We start from the raw sequence: 18515 nt of genomic DNA, 5'->3' as shown, positions 1-18515 counted from the left end.
GGATAAGCCATAATCAAGCTCTGCTCATGCCCTATCCAGAGAGAGAACCTATGTCCGACCGGCCCGCCGGGAACAAGCGTCCGTCTGTGCTCGACAGACTCTCAACTGTTCTACCCCAATTGGTGGTGGCACCGTCGTTCTTGCTCATTTTGTTCTTCGTCTATGGTTTCATCATCTGGACGGGCTACATCTCCTTTACCAACTCGCGCATGCTGCCCAGCTATGAGCTGGAGGGCTTTCGCCAGTACCTGCGCCTGTTCGCCATGGACCGGTGGGATGTGGCCTTTAACAACCTGCTGATCTTCGGCGGTTTTTATATCTCCCTTTCCATTGTCATCGGGTGTCTTCTGGCCGTTCTGCTGGACCAACGCATCCGGGTGGAAGGAACGCTGCGGACAATCTACCTCTACCCCATGGCGGTAAGCTTCATCGTCACTGGCACGGCCTGGAAGTGGATGCTGAACCCGTCTCTCGGCATTGAGAGCTACATTCGCGGCCTTGGATGGGAGAGCTTTCGGTTTGACTGGATCGTTGACAAGGACATGGCGATCTATGTGGTTGTGATTGCCGCCGTCTGGCAGGCCTCCGGCTTCGTCATGGCGCTGTTTCTGTCGGCATTGCGCTCGGTGGATCAGGAGATCATCAAAGCGGCGTATCTGGATGGTGCCAGCACGACCCGCATTTATCTCGGCATTTTGCTGCCCTCGCTGCGGCCCGTGTTTCTTTCGGCTTTCGTGATCCTTGCGCATCTGGCCATCAAGAGCTTTGACCTGGTGGTGGCGCTGACGGGCGGGGGGCCGGGCTATGCCTCTACGCTGCCAGCAAACTTCATGTACGAGATGACCTTTCGCCGGAACCAGATCGGTCTCGGTGCCGCCTCCGCCGTGATGATGCTGCTCACCGTGGCGGCAATCATGGTGCCCTACCTCTATTCGGAACTGAGAGGGAAGCGGCATGGCTAGAGCAGAACGACTGCCCGGAGCAACCGGAAAGCGCCGTTTGTTTGGCCGCCTTTTCATCTGGTCGTTGCTGCTGTTTGCAGCACTGGTCTATCTGGCCCCGCTTTATGTTGTGCTGGCCACATCACTCAAGGATCTGGCAGAGATACGGGCCGGTGCGCTGCTCGATCTTCCGCACGAGCTGAACTTCGCCGCATGGCAGGCCGCTTGGTCCGAGGCCTGTATCGGCGTGCGCTGTGAAGGGCTCAAGCCGTATTTCCTGAACTCGCTGCTCATGTCCATTCCGGCGGTGATCATCTCCACGGTGCTTGGCGCGCTCAGCGGCTTTGCGCTTTCCAAGTTTCGTTTCAAAGGCGCCAACGCCATCTTCTCGTTGATGCTGTTCGGCTGCTTTATCCCGTTGCAGATCGTCATTCTGCCCATGGCGCAGACCTTGGGATTTTTGGGTATCGCCAATTCTATCAGCGGCCTGATCCTGGTGCACACCATTTACGGCATCAGCTTCACAACCCTGTTCTTCCGCAACTTTTACGTGACCATCCCAGATGATCTGGTGAAAGCGGCCACCATTGACGGTGCCGGGTTCTTTCGCATCTTCTGGCGCATCATGTTGCCGCTGTCTCAACCCATTGTAGTGGTCGCCATCATTTGGCAATTCACCCAGATCTGGAACGAGTTCCTGCTCGGTGCAAGCTTTACCAGCGGCGGTGCGCAACCCGTCACTGTTGCGCTGAACAATCTCATCAACACCACCACCAGCGTGAAACAATACAATGTGGACATGGCCGCAGCACTCATCGCAGCAAGTCCAACATTGCTGGTCTATATCATCGCGGGGCGCTACTTTGTACGCGGCCTTACCGCAGGGGCCGTCAAGGGCTAGGGACAACAAGAACACAAATGGCGACGCTATCCATCGAACAAGTCTCGAAGGCCTTTGGTGACACGCAAGTGCTCAAGGATATCTCCCTGAGCATGGAAGATGGCGAGTTTCTCGTGCTGCTCGGCTCCTCGGGCTGCGGAAAGTCCACGTTGCTGAATATGATTGCCGGGCTTGAACACGTCACATCCGGCCTGATCCGCATCGGCGGGGAGGTGGTCAACGACATCCACCCCAAAAACCGCGATACGGCCATGGTGTTTCAAAGCTATGCGCTCTATCCCAACATGACCGTTGAAAAGAACATCGGCTTCGGCTTGGAAATGCGCGGCGTGGGCAAGGCAGAGCGCAAGGCAGCGGTGAGGGAAGTGGCGGAGATGCTCCAGATCGAGCATCTTCTGGACCGCAAACCCTCCCAGCTTTCCGGCGGACAGCGCCAGCGGGTCGCCATGGGCCGCGCTTTGGTGCGCCGCCCCAGGATTTTCCTGTTCGACGAGCCCCTATCCAACCTCGATGCCAAGCTGCGCGTTGAAATGCGCACGGAGATCAAAAAGCTCCACCAGTCGCTCAAGGCAACCATGGTCTATGTCACCCACGACCAGATCGAAGCCATGGCGCTGGCCGATCGCATTGCCATCCTCAAAGACGGCCGCATTCAGCAGGTCGGCACCCCCGCGCAGATCTACAACCAGCCCGCCAACATGTATGTCGCCGGGTTTGTGGGCGCGCCCGCCATGAATTTTCTGAGTGTGGAAGTGGCCGAACAGGCGGGCGACCTTGGCGTGGTGTTGCCGGTCAAATGCGTTGGAGAGATCGTCAAACACTTCATCCCACTGCCCAATCCGGAGCGGTTGAAGGGACGCATTGGCCAGCCTGTGGTCATCGGCATCCGGCCGGAGATGATCCTGCACGCCTCTTGGGCCGCCGCCACTCAACCGATCATAAGCTGCGACGTCGAGCTGCTGGAACCCACCGGCGCAGACACGCTCTGCGTTATCGAACTGGCCGGGCAGGCCGCCAAGGCCCGTGTTTCGCCCATGCTTGCACCGCAGCCCGGAGAAATGATCGAGCTGGCCGTTGACACCTCCCGCATCTGCCTGTTTGACCCTGACACGCGCGACCTGATCGCCTGATTTGAGCTCGGCTAAGCAATCCGCAACAGCCGCTTCAGTTTGGTCTGAAAACCGCCGCGCTGCTCCTTGCGGTCCAGCTCTGCCTGAGAAATCAGAAAGGTGGTTTGCACCACATACCGCTCGCCCTTGTAGGAGGGGTGACCGTGCCAGCTGTTGTCCGCGCGTTTGAACGCAAACACATTGCCGGCAAGCGGCGATACTTCCTCAACATAATCCTCCATGTCACGCTCGTTGTTGAGCGCACGGATTGCTCCGCCCTGCGCATCCTCCCAATCTTCGTTTAGGTAGATCAGCATGGTGCAGATTTTCGACTTTGAATCTCGATGAATGCGACCGTCGCCATGCTTTGAAAGGCGGCGTACCGTGATCATCCGGGGCTTGTCCTTCAGGTCCAGATCCAGCTTTTCCGAGAGGATGTCTGCCAGTTCAGGCTTGCGCAGATCCTCTATCAACTGCTTGAAAGCACCGGAAGCTTCAAGCTTGGAAAGGGGGAGATAGCCCGGCTCGTTGATATCGGGATAGTCGCGGCGAATATCCGCGGCCTGCTCTTTCGTCAGAACCCCTTCACCCACAAGATAGCGGTAGGGAGTCGTGCGTGTACTAGAGGCTCTAAGAGCGTCAAAATTCAGCATTTTCTGGCTTCCCCCTGAGGCGCTTTATGTCCCTGTATTGACAGGCTGCAAGATATACCACGCCCGAAAACCGCCCAAAATTCGCAGTTATGGCGGCACAAATTCCGGGATTGGTTTTTAAAGGGCACCGCTTCCAGTTGGCCGCGCTGAGGGTGTTTTCCCGGCCTGAAACGCCATCAGCCCCGAGACGTTAATCTCGAGGCTGACTGGGAGGTTAAATCTCGATGGGCATCGCCGGAGACAAAGGGGAGAGAGCTTGAAACTCCAGCGACGCCCTTCGGGAGGCTCTGATTAGATCAGAGCAGTCAGGTCATTGGCGAGCTTGTCATGGCTATCACCAACAACGAGGTGCAGTGCTTTGTCACCCGCCTGCATTACCTGGACGCCAGCCTTCGACAGTTCGCCGACGGAGACCTTGGCAATGTCGCGTACTTCGACACGAACACGGGTGTGAGCAACAGGCTCGGCTGCAACGAGGTTCGCCTTGCCGCCCAGCTGTGACAGGATGCTGTCTGCATCGAAGACACTTGCTGGAACTGGAGCGTCTGCGGCTTGGCTACCCATGTTGCGCAGGTAGATTTCCATGTCGGTTTTCAGGTTTTCGGAGGCAGTACCGAAGATCGCCTGAGCGCCGTTACCTACACGGACCACACCACGTGCGCCGAGCTTTTTCAGAGCTTCATCATCCACCTTGGACACGTCCGCTGTGCTGATGCGCAAGCGGGTGATACAGGCGTCAAGGTTCGTGATGTTGTCTGCACCGCCAAAGGCCTTGACCAGAGCGGCAGACATTTCGTCTTCGCTGCCAGGTACGCCAGCAGCTGCGCCTTCAATCGCGTCTTCACGACCAGGGGTCTTCAGGTTGAAGGTGGTGATGAGCACGCGGAACACCACATAGTACAGCGCTGCATAGCCCAGACCGAAGACGACCAGCATCCAGCCCTGAGTGGACAGCGGATACAGCAGGACGTAGTCGATGAAGCCGTGAGAGAAGGTCATGCCGTGCTTGATGCCGAGGATGATCATCAGCGCGTAGCCGATACCAGCCATCAGAGCGTGTACAACGTACAGCAGTGGAGCAACAAACAGGAATGCGAACTCGATTGGCTCTGTAATACCGGTCAGGAAGGAAGTCAGAGCTGCGGAGATCATGATACCGCCAACCATGGTGCGGTTTTCAGGCTTCGCGCAGTGCCAGATCGCAAGAGCTGCTGCAGGCAGACCCCACATCTTGAACAGGTAGCCACCAGCCATGTTACCAGCGGTTGGATCGCCAGCCAGGTAGCGCTGGATTTCACCGGTTACAGTCTGACCGGTTGCCGGATCAACGTAGGAACCAGCTTCAAAGAAGAATGGCACGTTCCAGATGTGGTGCAGACCGAATGGGATCAGAGAACGCTCTACGATACCATAGATGAAGAAAGCGGTTTCCGGGTTCTCGTTGGCAGCCCAGTTGGAGAACGCATTGATTGCGCCGCCAATTGGAGGCCAGATGAATGCCAGAACCACACCAAGAGCGATTGCAGAGAACGCGGTAATAATGGGAACAAAGCGCTTGCCAGCAAAGAAGCCGAGATAATCGGGCAACTTGATGCGGTAGAACCTGTTGAACATGGACGCGGCCACGCCGCCGATCAGGATGCCACCGAACACACCTGTGTCGATGGACTGAATGCCCATGATTTGCTTGGTTTCAACGCCGATTTCGGCTGCGATCACACCCATGGTCGCAAGCAGAACACCGTAGCCAACCACAGCAGCAAGACCAGCAACACCGTCGTTATTGGTGAAGCCGAGCGCCACGGCAACGGCAAAGATGATCGGCAGGTTGCCGAAGATCGAGCCACCGGCCTGTTCCATCAGGTGGTTCACGATGTCCGGAATGAAGAATAGGTCAGCAGCACCAACCCCAAGAAGGATACCTGCAGCTGGAAGAACTGATACTGGCAGCATCAAGGACTTACCAACCTTCTGCAAGGCTCCAAAGCTGTTTGCAAAAATGCTCATTTTTTGTCCCCCAGAGATGGATGGCGCGTTGTTGGCGCCGATCCCTCTGATAAATTACAAGTAATTCCAAGTGGAACGACTTGCTCCCACGAATACTCCGCAATCACTTTTGTGACTTTAGGAGCTCCTTAACATCACTCGTATCCGCGCAATCAAGAGCTGCCTCAGCAAGCTTCTTGGATTCCTCCATGGATACTGAGCGAACCTTGTGTTTGACCTCAGGAAGGGCTGGCACTGAAACGGAAAGTTCTTTCACGCCAAGGCCGATAAGAACGGATACTGCTTCGACCTGACTTGCCAGGCCACCGCAGACGCCGACCCATTTGCCTGCCTTGTCAGCAGCCTTCACGGTCATGTCGATCATGCGCAGCACAGCCGGGTGCAGGGCATCCGCGCGGGAAGCCAGACCAGGGTGGCCACGGTCAATCGCCATGACGTATTGTGTGAGGTCGTTTGTGCCGATGGAGAAGAAGTCAACTTCTTCTGCCAGTTTGTCTGCCATCAGGGCTGCGGACGGCACTTCGATCATGATGCCGATTTCCACGTTCTCGATGCCCAGATTGGCTTGTTCTTCTCGCACCAAGGCCTTCACAGCCACCAGCTCGTCCAGTGCTGCGATCATTGGGAACATGATGCGTGCATGCCCCTTGTTCGCCTGAGACAGGATGGCGCGTACCTGACGGCGCAGGATGCTGGGACGCTCAATGCCGATGCGGATGCCGCGCACACCAAGGAACGGGTTTTCCTCCTGTGGCATTGGCAGGTAAGGCAGAGGCTTGTCACCGCCCACATCCAGCGTACGAATGATGACAGGACGGTCCTTGCCCATCACTTCCAGAATGCTGCCAACCTTTTCAGCCTGCTCTTCTTCAGTCGGCTCGGTCAGGCGCTCCAGATAGAGGAACTCGGAGCGCAGCAGGCCAACACCTTCGGCCCCGGCCGCAACAGCTTTTTCCGCGTCTTCAAGACTGCCGATATTGGCCGCAATCTCGATGCGTACGCCGTCTGTTGTCACCGCAGGCTTGTGAGCGTCACGCTGGTACTCTTCAGCCAGCTTTACTGCATCCGCGATCTTCTGGTTGAACGCTGCCTGTTCTTCATCAGAAGGGGCAACCTTCACCTTGCCGCGCTTGGCGTCCAGAAGCAGCACTGTGCCGTCTTCCAGATCCATCATGTCTTCTTCAACATTGACCAAGTACGGCAGGTTGTTGGAGCGTGCGATGATGGCTGCGTGGGAGGACGCACCGCCATGAGTGGTGCACAGGCCCACGATCTTGGTCAGGTCAAGCGCCACAATTTCTGAAGGGGTGATGTCTTCCTGCAAAAGGACGGTGCCTTCCTCAAGAATTTCATTGCCTTCATCAACACCCATCAGCTTCTTCAGGACACGCAGGCCAACGTCACGAACGTCGGTTGCACGGCCAGCCAACAGAGGATCGTCCATCTTGGCAAGCGTCTCAGCCTGCGCTTCATAGGCCAGCTTCCAGCTCCATGCAGCGCTCTGACCAGAGGCAATGTCTGCCAGTGGCTTTTCAGAGAGTTCCGGATCTGCCAGTAGCTGAATGTGGGCGTTAAACACCTCAGCCAGCTCTTCCTGGCCGTTTGCATTCAACCGCGCAATCACGTTCTGCAGGTCTTCCATGCTTGCTTTGACGGAGGCCTTGAAGGCCGCACGTTCTTCAGCCGCACCCATGCTTTCGCGGGTTACTTCTGGAAGGGCCTTGCTGTGCTTCACCAGCTTGCCGATGGCACGGCCGGGAGATGCTGTGAAACCAAGCAGAACGCCTTCTTCGCCAGATTTGACCTGAAGAAGAGGGGTTTCCTTGACCACTTCTGCCTTTGGAGCGGTTGGAATCTCGGAGATTTCTTCGCCCAAGCCACTTTTCACCGCGGCTACGATGTCGGCAACTGCCTTTTCAGCACCTGCACCCACCGCCTCGATTTCCAGCGTGTCCCCAAGCTTGGTCTTCAAGGACATGATGCCGGTAACACTGGCGCCGCTGCAGCTGTTGCCGTTGACGGTCAGGGTCACATCAGCGTCAGCCTCACGCGCAACAACAGCCAGACGGGCCGCCGGACGCGCATGCAGGCCGGTTGCATTCGGTATCTGCACGGCGCCGGTCGCCTTCGGCCCGCTTGGCTTTGCTGGTGCATCGGTTGACGCAGAAGGGCGTGTTGACGGCGCTGGCGCATCGGCCGGATCGTTGCCGCTTGCAACGGTAAACAGCGGCTGAGACAGATCGGTCTGCGCGCTGTTATAAGGCACCGCGATGTTGATCTCCTGACCGCTGGTTATGACGATCGCGGACTGTACGGAGACACATTCGCGAGCGATGACATCAGCATCGAACTGAATGAGTGGCTGGCCAGCCTGAACACTGTCGCCTTCCTGTGCCTTGAGCTCGAAGCCTCGGCCCTTCAGCGCCACGGTATCCAGACCGATGTGCATGAGAAGTTCAACATCACCCTGTTGGATGGTTACAGCGTGATGAGATGGGTGGATCTGTGTGATCTTGCCTGCGAAGGGGGCGTAGAGCACGGTGTCAAGCGGATCAATCGCGACACCATCACCCATCATCTTTTCTGCAAACACCGGGTCAGGCAGCTCAGTAATCGGCTGAACCAGGCCTTTCATTGGCAGCAGAATTGAAAATGTGTTGGTTTGGTCCCTCACCGTTTTTCTCCCGGTTTCTAGGTAGTGCCTAGATTATGGAGGCCCGGTTATGCTTCCGAATTTAGAACGGGTCTCACTACTAGTTGGGGAGATGATCGGTACGAGGGGGGCGCACAACAATACGCATTTTGCCGATTGTTACGCGTTGTTACGTTTTGTTACAAACGGAAACCTTCGTTTCTGTTTTGTGTCATTTGTGAAAGTTATGTTAAGCGCGCCATATATTCTTTATCATTCTTCAATAGGCGCATTTTTATTTCCAAACAACGACCAGCTTTACTTCTTCATTGCTTCCTTGGCCGTGCTTGGGGCATCCGCGTACCGAGCATCACAGTAACAACAGCCTAATACATCACACTGGCCGTTCATGGTCAAAAAGATAAAGCAGATCCGGTTAGTGGGCCATGAAGATGAGAGAACAGGATTCGAAACCAGCCCGAAATGGACACTTCAGCAAGTCTATCGCGCCATTGCCTCCAAAAAATGACATTAGCGAACATCGCAGACGAGGCGAAGATAAAACGGAGCACGGCCGATCCCGCGCTCCTCTGGCTTGGCTTTGCCCTTGCTTACCACGCGCAGGCGGGAGCCGGGGGCGCAGCTTGATCAGTTGCGGTGGCAATGGGAGCCATGGCGTCTTGTGAAAGCGTATCGAAAACCACGCGCTCTTGGTTTGGCGTTCCGTTCCATCGAGCTTGCAAGTTCTGGAACTGGTTCCGCACACCGGCGTCGGCATAGTGCATCTTGCAGTCATAGGCGCGCTGATCAAAAGCATCTCCTGGATCGCCGTGCGGGCGATTGGCATTGTTGGGGCCAACCACCAAGTTGCCTTGCATCCACGCGAACAAGGAGAACATCACTTCATTGGCTTCGTTATGGTCTCCATTATCTTCATCGACATAGGCGGCAGCCAGGTCGTTGGTATTGGCAAAACTGCCGATGTTTGCCTGACCAATGAGATTATAGGTGTCCAAAAAACCTTGAACTTCCGCAAGCGTTACGTATTCACCCACGCCATAGCTGATGAGTTCCTGCCATGGAATGATGTGATGCCGAGACTGATTGGCCTGCAGGGCATAGGGAACATTCGCTTGCCACGGATAGTTGGGGCGTTGTTGCGCGGCTGCAGGGCCCGCGGCCAGTGCAGTCAGGGTTAGCGCAGTGGCTGTTAGCATGAGCTTTGTTTTCAAGCTGTTTATTCGCATGGTTATCACTCCACGGTTGTAGGGGCCGTGAGATGACGCCTGCGTCCATGCTTTGTGAAGATGCAAGCCAAGGTTCCATAATGCGCATTATGGGTTGCTCGCATTTGGTAACCGTTATGAGCATCAATCCTTGCTCGGACACAATATTCCGTTAGGGTAACACGTGCTATTGTCCCTGCCGCGCGCCTGCTGGGCCGCGCAAACAGATAAGCAGGTTCTATAGCAGCTCATTTCAGGTCGTCATGATCCGCCGCTTTCGATGAAGTGAAACCGGGAAAACAACAATAAGATCCGGAGGTCTCTCTAAGATGCGAACAAGATTGATCCGCCTTCTGGCGGCAGGTGCCTTTGCGGCGTCTCTGGTGGTTTCTGCCGCCGCTCAAGAACAGGACAAGCCCAACATTCTCGTGATCTGGGGCGATGATATTGGCACTTGGAACATCAGCCACAACAACCGGGGTATGATGGGCTTCGAAACGCCCAATATTGACCGCATCGCCAAGGAAGGCGTCTCGTTTACCGATTACTACGCGCAGCAAAGCTGCACCGCCGGGCGTGCCGCTTTCATTGGCGGTAGTGTGCCCGTGCGCAGTGGCATGACCAAGGTGGGCCTGCCGGGTGCTGAGCAAGGATGGCAGGAAGTGGATGTCACCATGGCAACCATCCTCAAGTCGCAGGGTTATGCGACAGGCCAGTTCGGCAAGAACCACCAGGGTGATCTGGATGAACACCTGCCAACCAACCATGGCTTTGATGAGTTCTTCGGCAACCTTTACCACCTGAATGCGGAGGAAGAGCCAGAAAACCGCGATTACCCAAGAGACATGGTTCTCAAGAATGGCAAGACCTTTCTGGAACAGTTCGGCCCGCGCGGGGTGATCCATTCCTGGGCCAATGAAGACGGCACCCAGAGAATTGAAGATACCGGGCCCCTTACCAAAAAGCGCATGGAAACGGTCGATGATGAGACCGTTGCTGAGGCCATGCGCTTCATCCGCGAGGCCCACGAAGCCGGTATGCCGTTCTTCGTGTGGTGGAATGGGACACGCATGCACTTCCGCACGCATGTGAAGGAAGAGCATCAGGGCCTGTCGGGCCCAAGTGGCAACAACTACCATGACGGTATGGTTGAACACGACATGCATGTGGGCCAGCTTCTGGATCTTCTGGACGAGCTGGGGATCGCCAACAACACCGTTGTGCTCTACTCCACCGACAACGGCCCGCACTACAACACATGGCCCGATGCCGCGACGACCCCGTTCCGCAGCGAGAAGAACTCCAACTGGGAAGGCGCTTACCGCGTACCGGCCTTTGTGCGCTGGCCCGGCGTTTTGCCTGAGGACACCACACTGAACGGCATCGTGGCCCATGAAGACTGGCTGCCCACCTTCGCAGGCATTGCCGGGGCTTCAGACATCAAAGAACAATTGCTTGAAGGCGTGGAGCTGAATGGCCGCACCTACCGCAACCACATCGATGGCTATGACCAGTTGCCCTATCTGAAGGGCGAAGTGGACACCTCCCCTCGCCGCGAGTTCTGGTATGTGAACGACGATGGACAAATCGTGGCCGCGCGCTTTGACGATTGGAAAGTTGTTTTTTTGGAAAACCGGGGGCAGCGGTTTGGTGTTTGGCGGGAGCCGTTTGTGGAGCTTCGCGTCCCCCTTTTGTTTCACCTACGCCGCGATCCTTTCGAGAAGGCACAGCACAACTCCAACACCTATGAGGATTGGTTTCTGGATCGCCCTTACGTGATTGTTCCCATTCAGGCACTGGCTGCGGAGTTCCTGCAAAGCATGCAGGATTACCCCCCAACACAAGAGCCGGGCTCCTTCAACCTCTCCACCATTGAACAGAAACTGCGTGAAGGATTGGGCAATTAGGCGATGCATGTTTCATTAAAACCTCCATGTCCGGGCGGCGCTCGTCGTCCGGGCAACATCGTGTGGGCGCTTTGTCTTTGCACCCTGCTCACAGCCACGACTGCCCTCGCCTCTGAAGCGGAGGGGTTCATCCCTCTTGACGGCGGCACGTTCACCATGGGGTCTGAGGCGCACTACCGGGAAGAAGCTGCCACCCGGCAGGTGACCGTCGGGTCGTTCTTGATCAAGGCAACTGAAGTCACGAATGCCGAGTTTCATGCCTTTGTTGAGGCAACAGGCTATGTGACAACAGCCGAACAAGCACTTGACCCGGCAGACTATCCCGATGTTCCGCCAGACCTGCTCAAAGCCGGCTCCATGGTGTTTGCCGAGCCCGCTGAGAAGCAAAATCTTCAGGATTTCCGTCAATGGTGGCGCTATGTGCCGGGAGCAAACTGGCGGGCTCCTTCTGGCCCGGGCAGCTCCATTCAAGGCAAGGAAGATCATCCGGTTGTTCACGTGTCACCGGAAGACGCCCGCGCCTATGCCAAATGGGCAGGTGGACGCTTGCCCAGTGAAGCGGAATGGGAGTTCGCCGCCCGTGGCGGGCTTGACGGTGCGACCTACACTTGGGGCGATAGCTATGACCCGTCTGAGGGTTGGAAAGCAAACACCTGGCAAGGGCTGTTTCCCAATGTGGATCTGGCGGAAGATGGCCACCATGGCACCGCGCCCGTGGGCTCCTTTCCGGCAAATGGCTACGGGCTCTATGACATGGCAGGAAACGTTTGGGAACACGTGGCGGACTGGTGGGTGCCCGGTCATCCGGCGCGAGAAGAGATTGACCCGCAAGGACCACCAGAAGCAATTGCCGCCAGTTTTGCCAATCAAGCTGTAGGCCCCATGCATGTGGTCAAGGGTGGCTCATGGCTCTGCGCCCCATCCTACTGCCTGCGCTACCGTCCCGCCGCCCGCCAAAGTGCCGAACGCAGTTTAGGTTCTAACCACATCGGGTTCCGCATCGTGAAAGATGTTGGCGAGGAACATTGACGCGCGCTTGAGGCGGTCCTCTTTTGTGATCCCGCGCTTCTCGAGCCCTGCCCTATCATCCCCGACGCTCGCCTACCCAAAGGCGTCCTCCCGAACTTCATGCGGGACTCAGCCGGGCGTCTCACCGCCTGCCGTGCGTGCCACTCTGGATACCGGATGTACGCTGCGCTTCTCCGGCATGACAGTAGTGGTATGGGGTATGACCTCTGAGTACGCAGAAAACCAAAGTGCAAGAGCCTAGCTCACCTGCCAGGTTTCGGCCTTGCGCAAGGTGGCACCTAGGCGTTTCAGCTTTTCCGCGCGCGAAAGAGGTGCTTCCGGCAAGCCGTGCCTGGCGCCTTCCACGAACTCCTGCTTTTCATGGCGGTAGAGCACGCCGATGACCACTGGCTCACCCTCATTCTCGCCAAGAGCTGCCAATGCCTGAGCCAGATGAATGTTGGTCTCATCGTGGACCAGAAGATCCTCTTGTGTGATCCCGCCTTCAAGCCGCACCACTTCCAGCCCAAAACCGCCCTTTGCCACGCGCAGGCCCTTGTCCTGGTTTACCCCAAAGACCATGGGCTGGCCGTGTTCCACATGCAGGGTGTGATCCGGTCCGGTTTTCTTGTCCTTCAAGCCATCAAAGATGCCGTCATTGTAAATGACACAGTTTTGCAGCACCTCTACAAAACCGGTGCCTTTGAACGCCTTGGCCGCTTCCAGCACCGGCTGCAACACCTTGGCCTGCGTATCGATGCAACGGGCAACGAACTGGCCGCCCGCCCCAAGGGCAAACACGCAAGGGTTCAGGCCCGTTTCGATGGAGCCTGTTGGCGAGCTTGGGCTCTTGGTCCCCTGCCTGGAAGTGGGAGAAAACTGGCCCTTTGTGAGACCGTAAATCTGATTGTTGAACAGCACCACCTGCAGGTCCACATTTCGGCGCAGCACATGCAGCAAATGATTGCCGCCGATGGACAGCCCATCCCCGTCACCGGTCACCACCCAGACGTCCAGATCCGGATTGGACAGCTTGGCCCCTGTGGCCAGCGTTGGGGCGCGCCCGTGAATGGAGTGGAAGCCATAGGTCGCCATGTAGTAAGGCAAGCGAGAGGAACAGCCAATGCCAGAGACCACAAGCGTGTCTTCCAGCGTGGAGCCGCCGTCTGCCAGCGTTTTTTGCAGGGCTTTGAGCACTGCATAGTCACCACAGCCCGGGCACCAGCGCACGTCCAGATCAGAAGCGAAGTCTTTTACCGTCAGTTTGGTCATGTCAGCCTCCGACCACGTTGTTGATGATCTCGGTGATTTCGCGCACCAGGAACGGGCGGCCCTTCACGCAGGAAACACTGCGGATCGGGCGGCCCAGCTCGGCACGCAACAAGGTGGCAAGCTGGCCATTGTTCATTTCCGGCACCACGATTTCCTCAAAGCCCGCCAACAGCTCTTTCAAGTTGGGGGGCAGCGGCCAGATGTGGCGCAGATGAATGTGCGATACAGATTTGCCTTGAAGCACCGCCCGGCGTGTTGCCACACGGATTGGGCCCCAAGAGGAGCCCCAGCCCACCAGCGCCAACTTGCCGGAAGGGGCACCGGATTCGACCGTTTGCGGTGGCAGGTCTTTGGCGATGGCCTGCAGCTTGGCTGCGCGAATCTCCGTCATGCGCTGATGGTTGTCGCCGTCATAAGAGATGTTGCCGCGCCCTTCCTCGCGCTCCAGCCCGCCGATGCGATGCATGAGGCCCGGTGTACCGGGCACTGCCCACGGCCGGGCCAAGGTTTCCGGGTCGTGCTTGAACGGCTGAAAATCATCCGGGTCGGTGGCCTTTGTCACCGGAAACGGCGCGAAATCACCTTCACCAAGATCGGGTAAACGCCAAGGAGCGGCAGCGTTGGCAATGTAGCCATCAGACAGCACGAAAATTGGCGTCATGTGTTTGGTGGCAATCTTCACCGCTTCCACGGCAACCTCGAAACAGTCGCCCGGGTGTGAGGCCGCAATCACCGGAATGGGCGTGTCGCCGTTGCGCCCGAAAACAGACTGAAACAGGTCAGACTGCTCGGTTTTCGTAGGCAACCCGGTGGAAGGGCCGCCGCGCTGAACGTTGACCACAACCAGTGGCAGTTCCGTTGCCACAGCCAGGCCGAGCGCTTCCGTCTTCAGGGCAATACCCGGCCCGGAGGAGCCGGTAATGCCCAGATGGCCGGCATAGGACGCACCGATGGCCGATCCGATGGCGGCAATTTCGTCCTCTGCCTGAAAGGAGAGCGCCCCCAGCTCTTTCAGCTTGGCGAAGGTGTGCAGCAGCGGCGAAGCTGGCGTGATGGGATAAGAGCCATAAAACGCCTCAAGGTCCGCAAGCGTGGCGCCAGCATAAAGGCCATAGGCCATGGCCTCATTGCCATTGATTGTTCGGTATTCACCGGCACGCAAGGGAGCTGGGGCAATGTGATACTGAGAAATGTCGGCGGGCAGCTCGGCAATTTCCCCATAAAGATGCCCGGCGCGCAGGGCCAGCAGGTTGGCCTCGGCAATCTCCGGCTTGTTGGCGAACTTTTCCCTCAGCCAGCTCTCAAGGGCGTCAATCTCGCGCTCAAACAACCAGTGGATCAGGCCAAGGGTCCACATGTTCTTGCAGCGCTTTGCGTCCTTTGCGCTGACACCGCTCTCTTGAAGCGCCGACGTGGTGAGCTCGGTGATGTCGATCGGCAGCAGGCGAAAATGACTCAAGGTGCCATCTTCCCGCGGATCACTTTCATAGCCTGCTTTTTCTAGGGCGCGGGCCGTAAAGCTGCCACTGTCGAAAATGAGCAGGCCACCCTTTTTCAACTCGCCCATGTATTTTTTCAAGGCCGCCGGGTTGAGCGCCACCAACGCATCAGACTCATCGCCAAACGTGAGCACTTCCGTTTCGCCGATGTTCAGGGAATAGGCGGAAACGCCATAAACCGTGCCCGATGGCGCGCGGATATCCGCCGGAAAATCCGGAAATGTCGCAATGTCGTTGCCGAACCGGGCGGCACTTTCTGCCAGCCGTGTGCCTGTGAGCTGGATGCCATCACCGGAATCTCCAGCGATTCTGATGCGGACAAAATCTACTTCCGGGGTCTGTGAAACGGGAAGTTCCCGAAGGTTTGGGGCTTCCTGCGCTGTCTCTGGCATCTGGCGCTCCGCATGTTTTGTCGTTGTTTTAGCGCGTTCTAACAAACGCGAGTGTTACCCCTACATTTCTTGGGTGCGCGGCGATAAATCTAGTCGGGTTTCTCCCTACTCACGCGCTTTTGCAGGCGGTTCTCCAGCCCTGCGCTGTCCTTCGCTTTGCGGCAAACTGCCCAAGGGGCTTGCTCTGGTTTTGCAGCTTAGCAGAAAACAATTCTGCCTGTGAGAGCGCGAGAAGCTACGCCGTTTCAGGAATGGAAAAGTGTCGGCACAGCCATTTCAACCAGTGTTTTAGGGGGTATGCCCGTAAAGTCACCGAAAAGTTGTTCTTGATATCGACATCTTTTATCGCTACATGAGGGGCATCGATTTTTTGGCATTGCTGTTTATATGCCTCGCGCCCAAGTGCGCTAGCTGACGAAGCTATTTTCCAGAATTCGATCGGAAAGTGACCCGGTTTGGTCACCGTCAACACGCGCACTATAAAGGATTCGCGATATGGCAACAGGTACAGTTAAGTGGTTTAATGCCACCAAAGGTTACGGCTTCATTCAGCCAGACGAAGGCGGAAACGACGTTTTCGTACACATCTCCGCAGTTGAGCGCGCAGGCATGCGTGAGCTTTCTGACGGTCAGAAGGTTTCCTACGAAATCGTTCAGGACCGCCGCTCTGGCAAGTCTTCCGCAGGTAACCTGGAAGCTCTCTAAGGCTTTCAGCTCTCATCAAGAGAGACTGCACTGAGTTTGAAAAAGGCAGGGCAAACGCTCTGCCTTTTTTGTTATGCTCCAGCAAACGTCTTCAGTAGCAAACGGGAGCATTTTCCGAAGTGCCTCCGCCGGGGTAGCGAAACCTGGATCTCAAATTTCCATGGAACCTGACGACCCGGCACCGAGGCCGCCTCCACATCGGCGCCTCCACATTGGCGCTTCCACATGGGCGCTTCCACATGGGCGCTCGGCACAAGCTCTAGCTGACGACGCCAGCGTAGGCCTTCTTGAAGTCGGCAAGAAACTGGATAAACGGCGCAGGCCCGAAGCTCGCTCGGGAGACGCCCAAGGCGGCCACGTCTTTGACTGACGTCAGATCGCCAATCATCATGACATTGACAGGCAATGTTGCCGCATCAACAACACGTGAGATCAACGCTGTCTCCGTCAACCCCGGTATGAAAAAGCAGTCCGCACCTGCCTCTGCATAGGCGGCTTCGCGTTCCTGCGCTTCTGCCAGACTGCTTTCGTGGGTGGATGGGTCTGTCCCGAGAAACAGGTCCGTTCTGGCATTCAGAAACAGGGGAACTCCTTCGTCAGCGGCCGCCGCTTTGATTGCCCTGATACGTGCAGCCTGTGCTTCTATGGAATGAAGCCCTTCGCCCTTGACGATTCTGTCTTCGAAATTGATCCCAATGGCCCCGGCGCGGATCATCTTGCGGGCGTTTTGGGCAACCTCGGCAGGTTCGGTCGCATATCCGCCCTCGAAATCCACGGTCACAGGCAGGTCAACGGAAGCACAAATTCGCTCGACGATGTTCAAGAAGAAGTCCAATGGCAGGGCCTCTCCATCGCCGTAGCCATGGGCTGCGGCCATGGACCAGCTTCCGGTGGCCACGGCAGGGGCACCGGCCTTCGCCAGAGCTTGCGCGCCTCCTGCATCCCAGATGTTGTAAAGCACAACCGGGTTGCCCTTTTGGTGCAGGTCCGCGAAGCGAGATGCCTTTTCAGCTTGCGACATGAGGGGGTCCTTTTGTTTTTTATGGCAGATATTGCCGTTCGATTTCGAGGAGCTTCTGTTTGCGCCACAGGCCGCCGCCATAGCCAGTCAGCGCACCATCAGCGCCAACGACACGGTGGCAAGGAATGACCAGAGCGATCTGATTGGCCCCGTTTGCACGGGCGACCGCGCGAACCGCTGAGGGGCGACCGATGCTTGCGGCGATATGAGAGTAACTGCGAGTTTGCCCCGCTGGGATTTGCCTGAGCGCATCCCAGACGGCACCGCTGAAATCCGATCCGTGATAGGCGAGCGGGGTTTGAAAGTCTGACGACGAGCCCTCAAAGAAAGCGGCGAGTTCGGCCTTGATCTGCTCCGACGGGTCTGTTCGTCCGACGCCCAGTCGGCCTTTGACGAAGGTATCAAGCCGCTCCAGCTCCTTCGGCAGTGCCTTGCGATCAAAAAACTCAAGAAGATGAAGTTGCGATTTGCTGCAAACGGTGATCATGTCGCCAAGCGGTGTCGGGATCCACTCGGCGAACAGCAAAGGGTCCGAGGACAGATTGCCCGGTGCCTTTCCCATCAGCTTCAAGAACGCCGCCCGGAACGCACTGGGAGAATCGAAACCTGCATCAAGCTGGCCTTCGATGACCGCGCCGCCTTCAGCTAGTGTTTCAAACCCGTCTCGAAGCCGCCTCTGACGCGCCATCTCCAGAAATGTCATGCCGAATTGGCGCTTGAAGCTGCGGCGAACCGTGGACAGATCGAACCCCATCCGCGCGACATCCCCCTCGCGCCAGCGGTAATTGGGGCGCTCGTCCAGCGCGGCCAACAATGCTGCAATCGCAGGGTCCGCCAAAGCCATGGGCTGCAACGGATGACAGCGTTTGCAGGCGCGATAGCCCGCTTCGATACACTCCCCGACCGTGCCAAAGAATGTGCAGTTTTCCTGCTTTGGCTTGCGGGCCGGACAAGTCAAACGGCAAAACACACCGGTCGATGAAACACATACATAAACCCGCCCGTCAAATGCGGCGTTGCGGTCCAAAAGGGACTGATACAGAGTATCGTGGTCTGGAAGGTCAAATAGCATGCGGCGTTTGTAGCATGCTTAAAGTACGGCACCGCCGAAAATCAGGCATGTATTCATTAAGAGCCTAAAAACGGAAACTGGCATTCTCCCACTGCGCAGCATCCGCAAAATCGGCCTTGCCAGCGCGAGTTGGCCCGGATAATTGAGGGATACCCGGTCTTGTTAGCACA

The 18515-nt window shown here is 57.0% G+C and carries 14 protein-coding genes; 6 read left to right on the top strand and 8 right to left on the bottom strand.

Annotation, left to right across the window (positions count from 1 at the left end; genetic code table 11):
- Positions 1 to 50 precede the first annotated feature (50 nt).
- From Q3Y58_RS07105 to Q3Y58_RS07095, 3 genes are read left to right on the top strand one after another with little or no spacing between them, the layout of a single operon-like run.
- Entirely contained in the window at positions 51 to 962 is a 912-nt protein-coding gene (locus Q3Y58_RS07105) for a carbohydrate ABC transporter permease (RefSeq protein WP_319621690.1), read from the top strand.
- Entirely contained in the window at positions 955 to 1842 is an 888-nt protein-coding gene (locus Q3Y58_RS07100; protein WP_274219108.1) for a carbohydrate ABC transporter permease, read from the top strand. Before Q3Y58_RS07105 ends, Q3Y58_RS07100 begins: the two co-directional genes overlap by 8 nt.
- 17 nt (positions 1843 to 1859) lie before the next feature.
- Positions 1860 to 2972, top strand: a complete 1113-nt coding sequence (locus Q3Y58_RS07095; protein WP_319621689.1) for an ABC transporter ATP-binding protein — start codon at positions 1860 to 1862, stop codon at positions 2970 to 2972.
- Positions 2973 to 2983: 11 nt separating this feature from the next.
- Here the strand turns inward: Q3Y58_RS07095 and Q3Y58_RS07090 are convergent, their stop codons facing one another.
- From Q3Y58_RS07090 to Q3Y58_RS07075, 4 genes are all read right to left on the bottom strand, one after another.
- The gene (locus Q3Y58_RS07090; RefSeq protein ID WP_319621688.1) at positions 2984 to 3604 is read right to left on the bottom strand and encodes a 2OG-Fe(II) oxygenase; all 621 of its coding nucleotides are present in this window, start codon (positions 3602 to 3604) and stop codon (positions 2984 to 2986) included.
- 291 nt (positions 3605 to 3895) lie between these two features.
- Entirely contained in the window at positions 3896 to 5611 is a 1716-nt protein-coding gene (ptsG, locus tag Q3Y58_RS07085) for a PTS glucose transporter subunit IIBC (protein ID WP_319621687.1), read from the bottom strand.
- A 103-nt stretch (positions 5612 to 5714) separates the two neighbouring features.
- On the bottom strand, positions 5715 to 8285 hold the full coding sequence (ptsP, locus tag Q3Y58_RS07080) for a phosphoenolpyruvate--protein phosphotransferase (protein WP_319621686.1): 2571 nt from the start codon (positions 8283 to 8285) through the stop codon (positions 5715 to 5717).
- A gap of 569 nt (positions 8286 to 8854) precedes the next feature.
- Positions 8855 to 9490, bottom strand: a complete 636-nt coding sequence (locus Q3Y58_RS07075) for a hypothetical protein (protein ID WP_319621685.1) — start codon at positions 9488 to 9490, stop codon at positions 8855 to 8857.
- A gap of 308 nt (positions 9491 to 9798) precedes the next feature.
- Between Q3Y58_RS07075 and Q3Y58_RS07070 the strand changes: the two genes are divergently transcribed.
- Both Q3Y58_RS07070 and Q3Y58_RS07065 read left to right on the top strand, forming a co-directional pair.
- Positions 9799 to 11376, top strand: coding sequence for an arylsulfatase (locus Q3Y58_RS07070; RefSeq protein WP_274219102.1), 1578 nt, complete (start codon positions 9799 to 9801; stop codon positions 11374 to 11376).
- A 3-nt stretch (positions 11377 to 11379) separates the two neighbouring features.
- On the top strand, positions 11380 to 12405 hold the full coding sequence (locus Q3Y58_RS07065) for a formylglycine-generating enzyme family protein (RefSeq protein ID WP_319621684.1): 1026 nt from the start codon (positions 11380 to 11382) through the stop codon (positions 12403 to 12405).
- A gap of 237 nt (positions 12406 to 12642) precedes the next feature.
- Here the strand turns inward: Q3Y58_RS07065 and Q3Y58_RS07060 are convergent, their stop codons facing one another.
- Together Q3Y58_RS07060 and Q3Y58_RS07055 are read right to left on the bottom strand one after the other, a co-directional pair.
- Positions 12643 to 13656, bottom strand: a complete 1014-nt coding sequence (locus Q3Y58_RS07060) for a 2-oxoacid:ferredoxin oxidoreductase subunit beta (protein ID WP_319621682.1) — start codon at positions 13654 to 13656, stop codon at positions 12643 to 12645.
- Between the two features lies 1 nt (position 13657).
- A complete protein-coding gene (locus Q3Y58_RS07055; protein ID WP_319621681.1) occupies positions 13658 to 15547 on the bottom strand; it encodes a 2-oxoacid:acceptor oxidoreductase subunit alpha in 1890 nt (629 codons plus the stop codon).
- Positions 15548 to 16042: 495 nt separating this feature from the next.
- On the opposite strand from Q3Y58_RS07055, the gene Q3Y58_RS07050 reads away from it, so the two are divergent.
- Entirely contained in the window at positions 16043 to 16252 is a 210-nt protein-coding gene (locus tag Q3Y58_RS07050; RefSeq protein WP_274219122.1) for a cold-shock protein, read from the top strand.
- 259 nt (positions 16253 to 16511) lie between these two features.
- On the opposite strand, the gene Q3Y58_RS07045 is transcribed toward Q3Y58_RS07050, so the two are convergent.
- Together Q3Y58_RS07045 and Q3Y58_RS07040 are read right to left on the bottom strand one after the other, a co-directional pair.
- Complete coding sequence (locus Q3Y58_RS07045) at positions 16512 to 17273, bottom strand: isocitrate lyase/PEP mutase family protein (protein WP_319621680.1); 762 nt, start codon at positions 17271 to 17273, stop codon at positions 16512 to 16514.
- 19 nt (positions 17274 to 17292) lie between these two features.
- Entirely contained in the window at positions 17293 to 18345 is a 1053-nt protein-coding gene (locus Q3Y58_RS07040) for a bifunctional transcriptional activator/DNA repair enzyme AdaA (RefSeq protein ID WP_319621679.1), read from the bottom strand.
- Between the last annotated feature and the right edge of the window lie 170 nt (positions 18346 to 18515).

The sequence above is a fragment of the Nesiotobacter zosterae genome (genome assembly GCF_033843645.1).
Taxonomy (GTDB): Bacteria; Pseudomonadota; Alphaproteobacteria; order Rhizobiales; family Stappiaceae; genus Pseudovibrio; species Pseudovibrio zosterae.
Note: the sequence above shows the minus strand (reverse complement) of the source record. Positions and strands in the feature narration are given on the sequence as shown.

Coding starts and splice junctions, on each gene's coding strand:
- Q3Y58_RS07105 (WP_319621690.1), top strand. CDS start 51: ATGTCCGACCGGCCCGCCGGGAACAAGCGTCCGTCTGTGCTCGACAGA.
- Q3Y58_RS07100 (WP_274219108.1), top strand. CDS start 955: ATGGCTAGAGCAGAACGACTGCCCGGAGCAACCGGAAAGCGCCGTTTG.
- Q3Y58_RS07095 (WP_319621689.1), top strand. CDS start 1,860: ATGGCGACGCTATCCATCGAACAAGTCTCGAAGGCCTTTGGTGACACG.
- Q3Y58_RS07090 (WP_319621688.1), bottom strand. CDS start 3,604: ATGCTGAATTTTGACGCTCTTAGAGCCTCTAGTACACGCACGACTCCC.
- ptsG (WP_319621687.1), bottom strand. CDS start 5,611: ATGAGCATTTTTGCAAACAGCTTTGGAGCCTTGCAGAAGGTTGGTAAG.
- Q3Y58_RS07075 (WP_319621685.1), bottom strand. CDS start 9,490: ATGCGAATAAACAGCTTGAAAACAAAGCTCATGCTAACAGCCACTGCG.
- Q3Y58_RS07070 (WP_274219102.1), top strand. CDS start 9,799: ATGCGAACAAGATTGATCCGCCTTCTGGCGGCAGGTGCCTTTGCGGCG.
- Q3Y58_RS07065 (WP_319621684.1), top strand. CDS start 11,380: ATGCATGTTTCATTAAAACCTCCATGTCCGGGCGGCGCTCGTCGTCCG.
- Q3Y58_RS07060 (WP_319621682.1), bottom strand. CDS start 13,656: ATGACCAAACTGACGGTAAAAGACTTCGCTTCTGATCTGGACGTGCGC.
- Q3Y58_RS07055 (WP_319621681.1), bottom strand. CDS start 15,547: ATGCCAGAGACAGCGCAGGAAGCCCCAAACCTTCGGGAACTTCCCGTT.
- Q3Y58_RS07050 (WP_274219122.1), top strand. CDS start 16,043: ATGGCAACAGGTACAGTTAAGTGGTTTAATGCCACCAAAGGTTACGGC.
- Q3Y58_RS07045 (WP_319621680.1), bottom strand. CDS start 17,273: ATGTCGCAAGCTGAAAAGGCATCTCGCTTCGCGGACCTGCACCAAAAG.
- Q3Y58_RS07040 (WP_319621679.1), bottom strand. CDS start 18,345: ATGCTATTTGACCTTCCAGACCACGATACTCTGTATCAGTCCCTTTTG.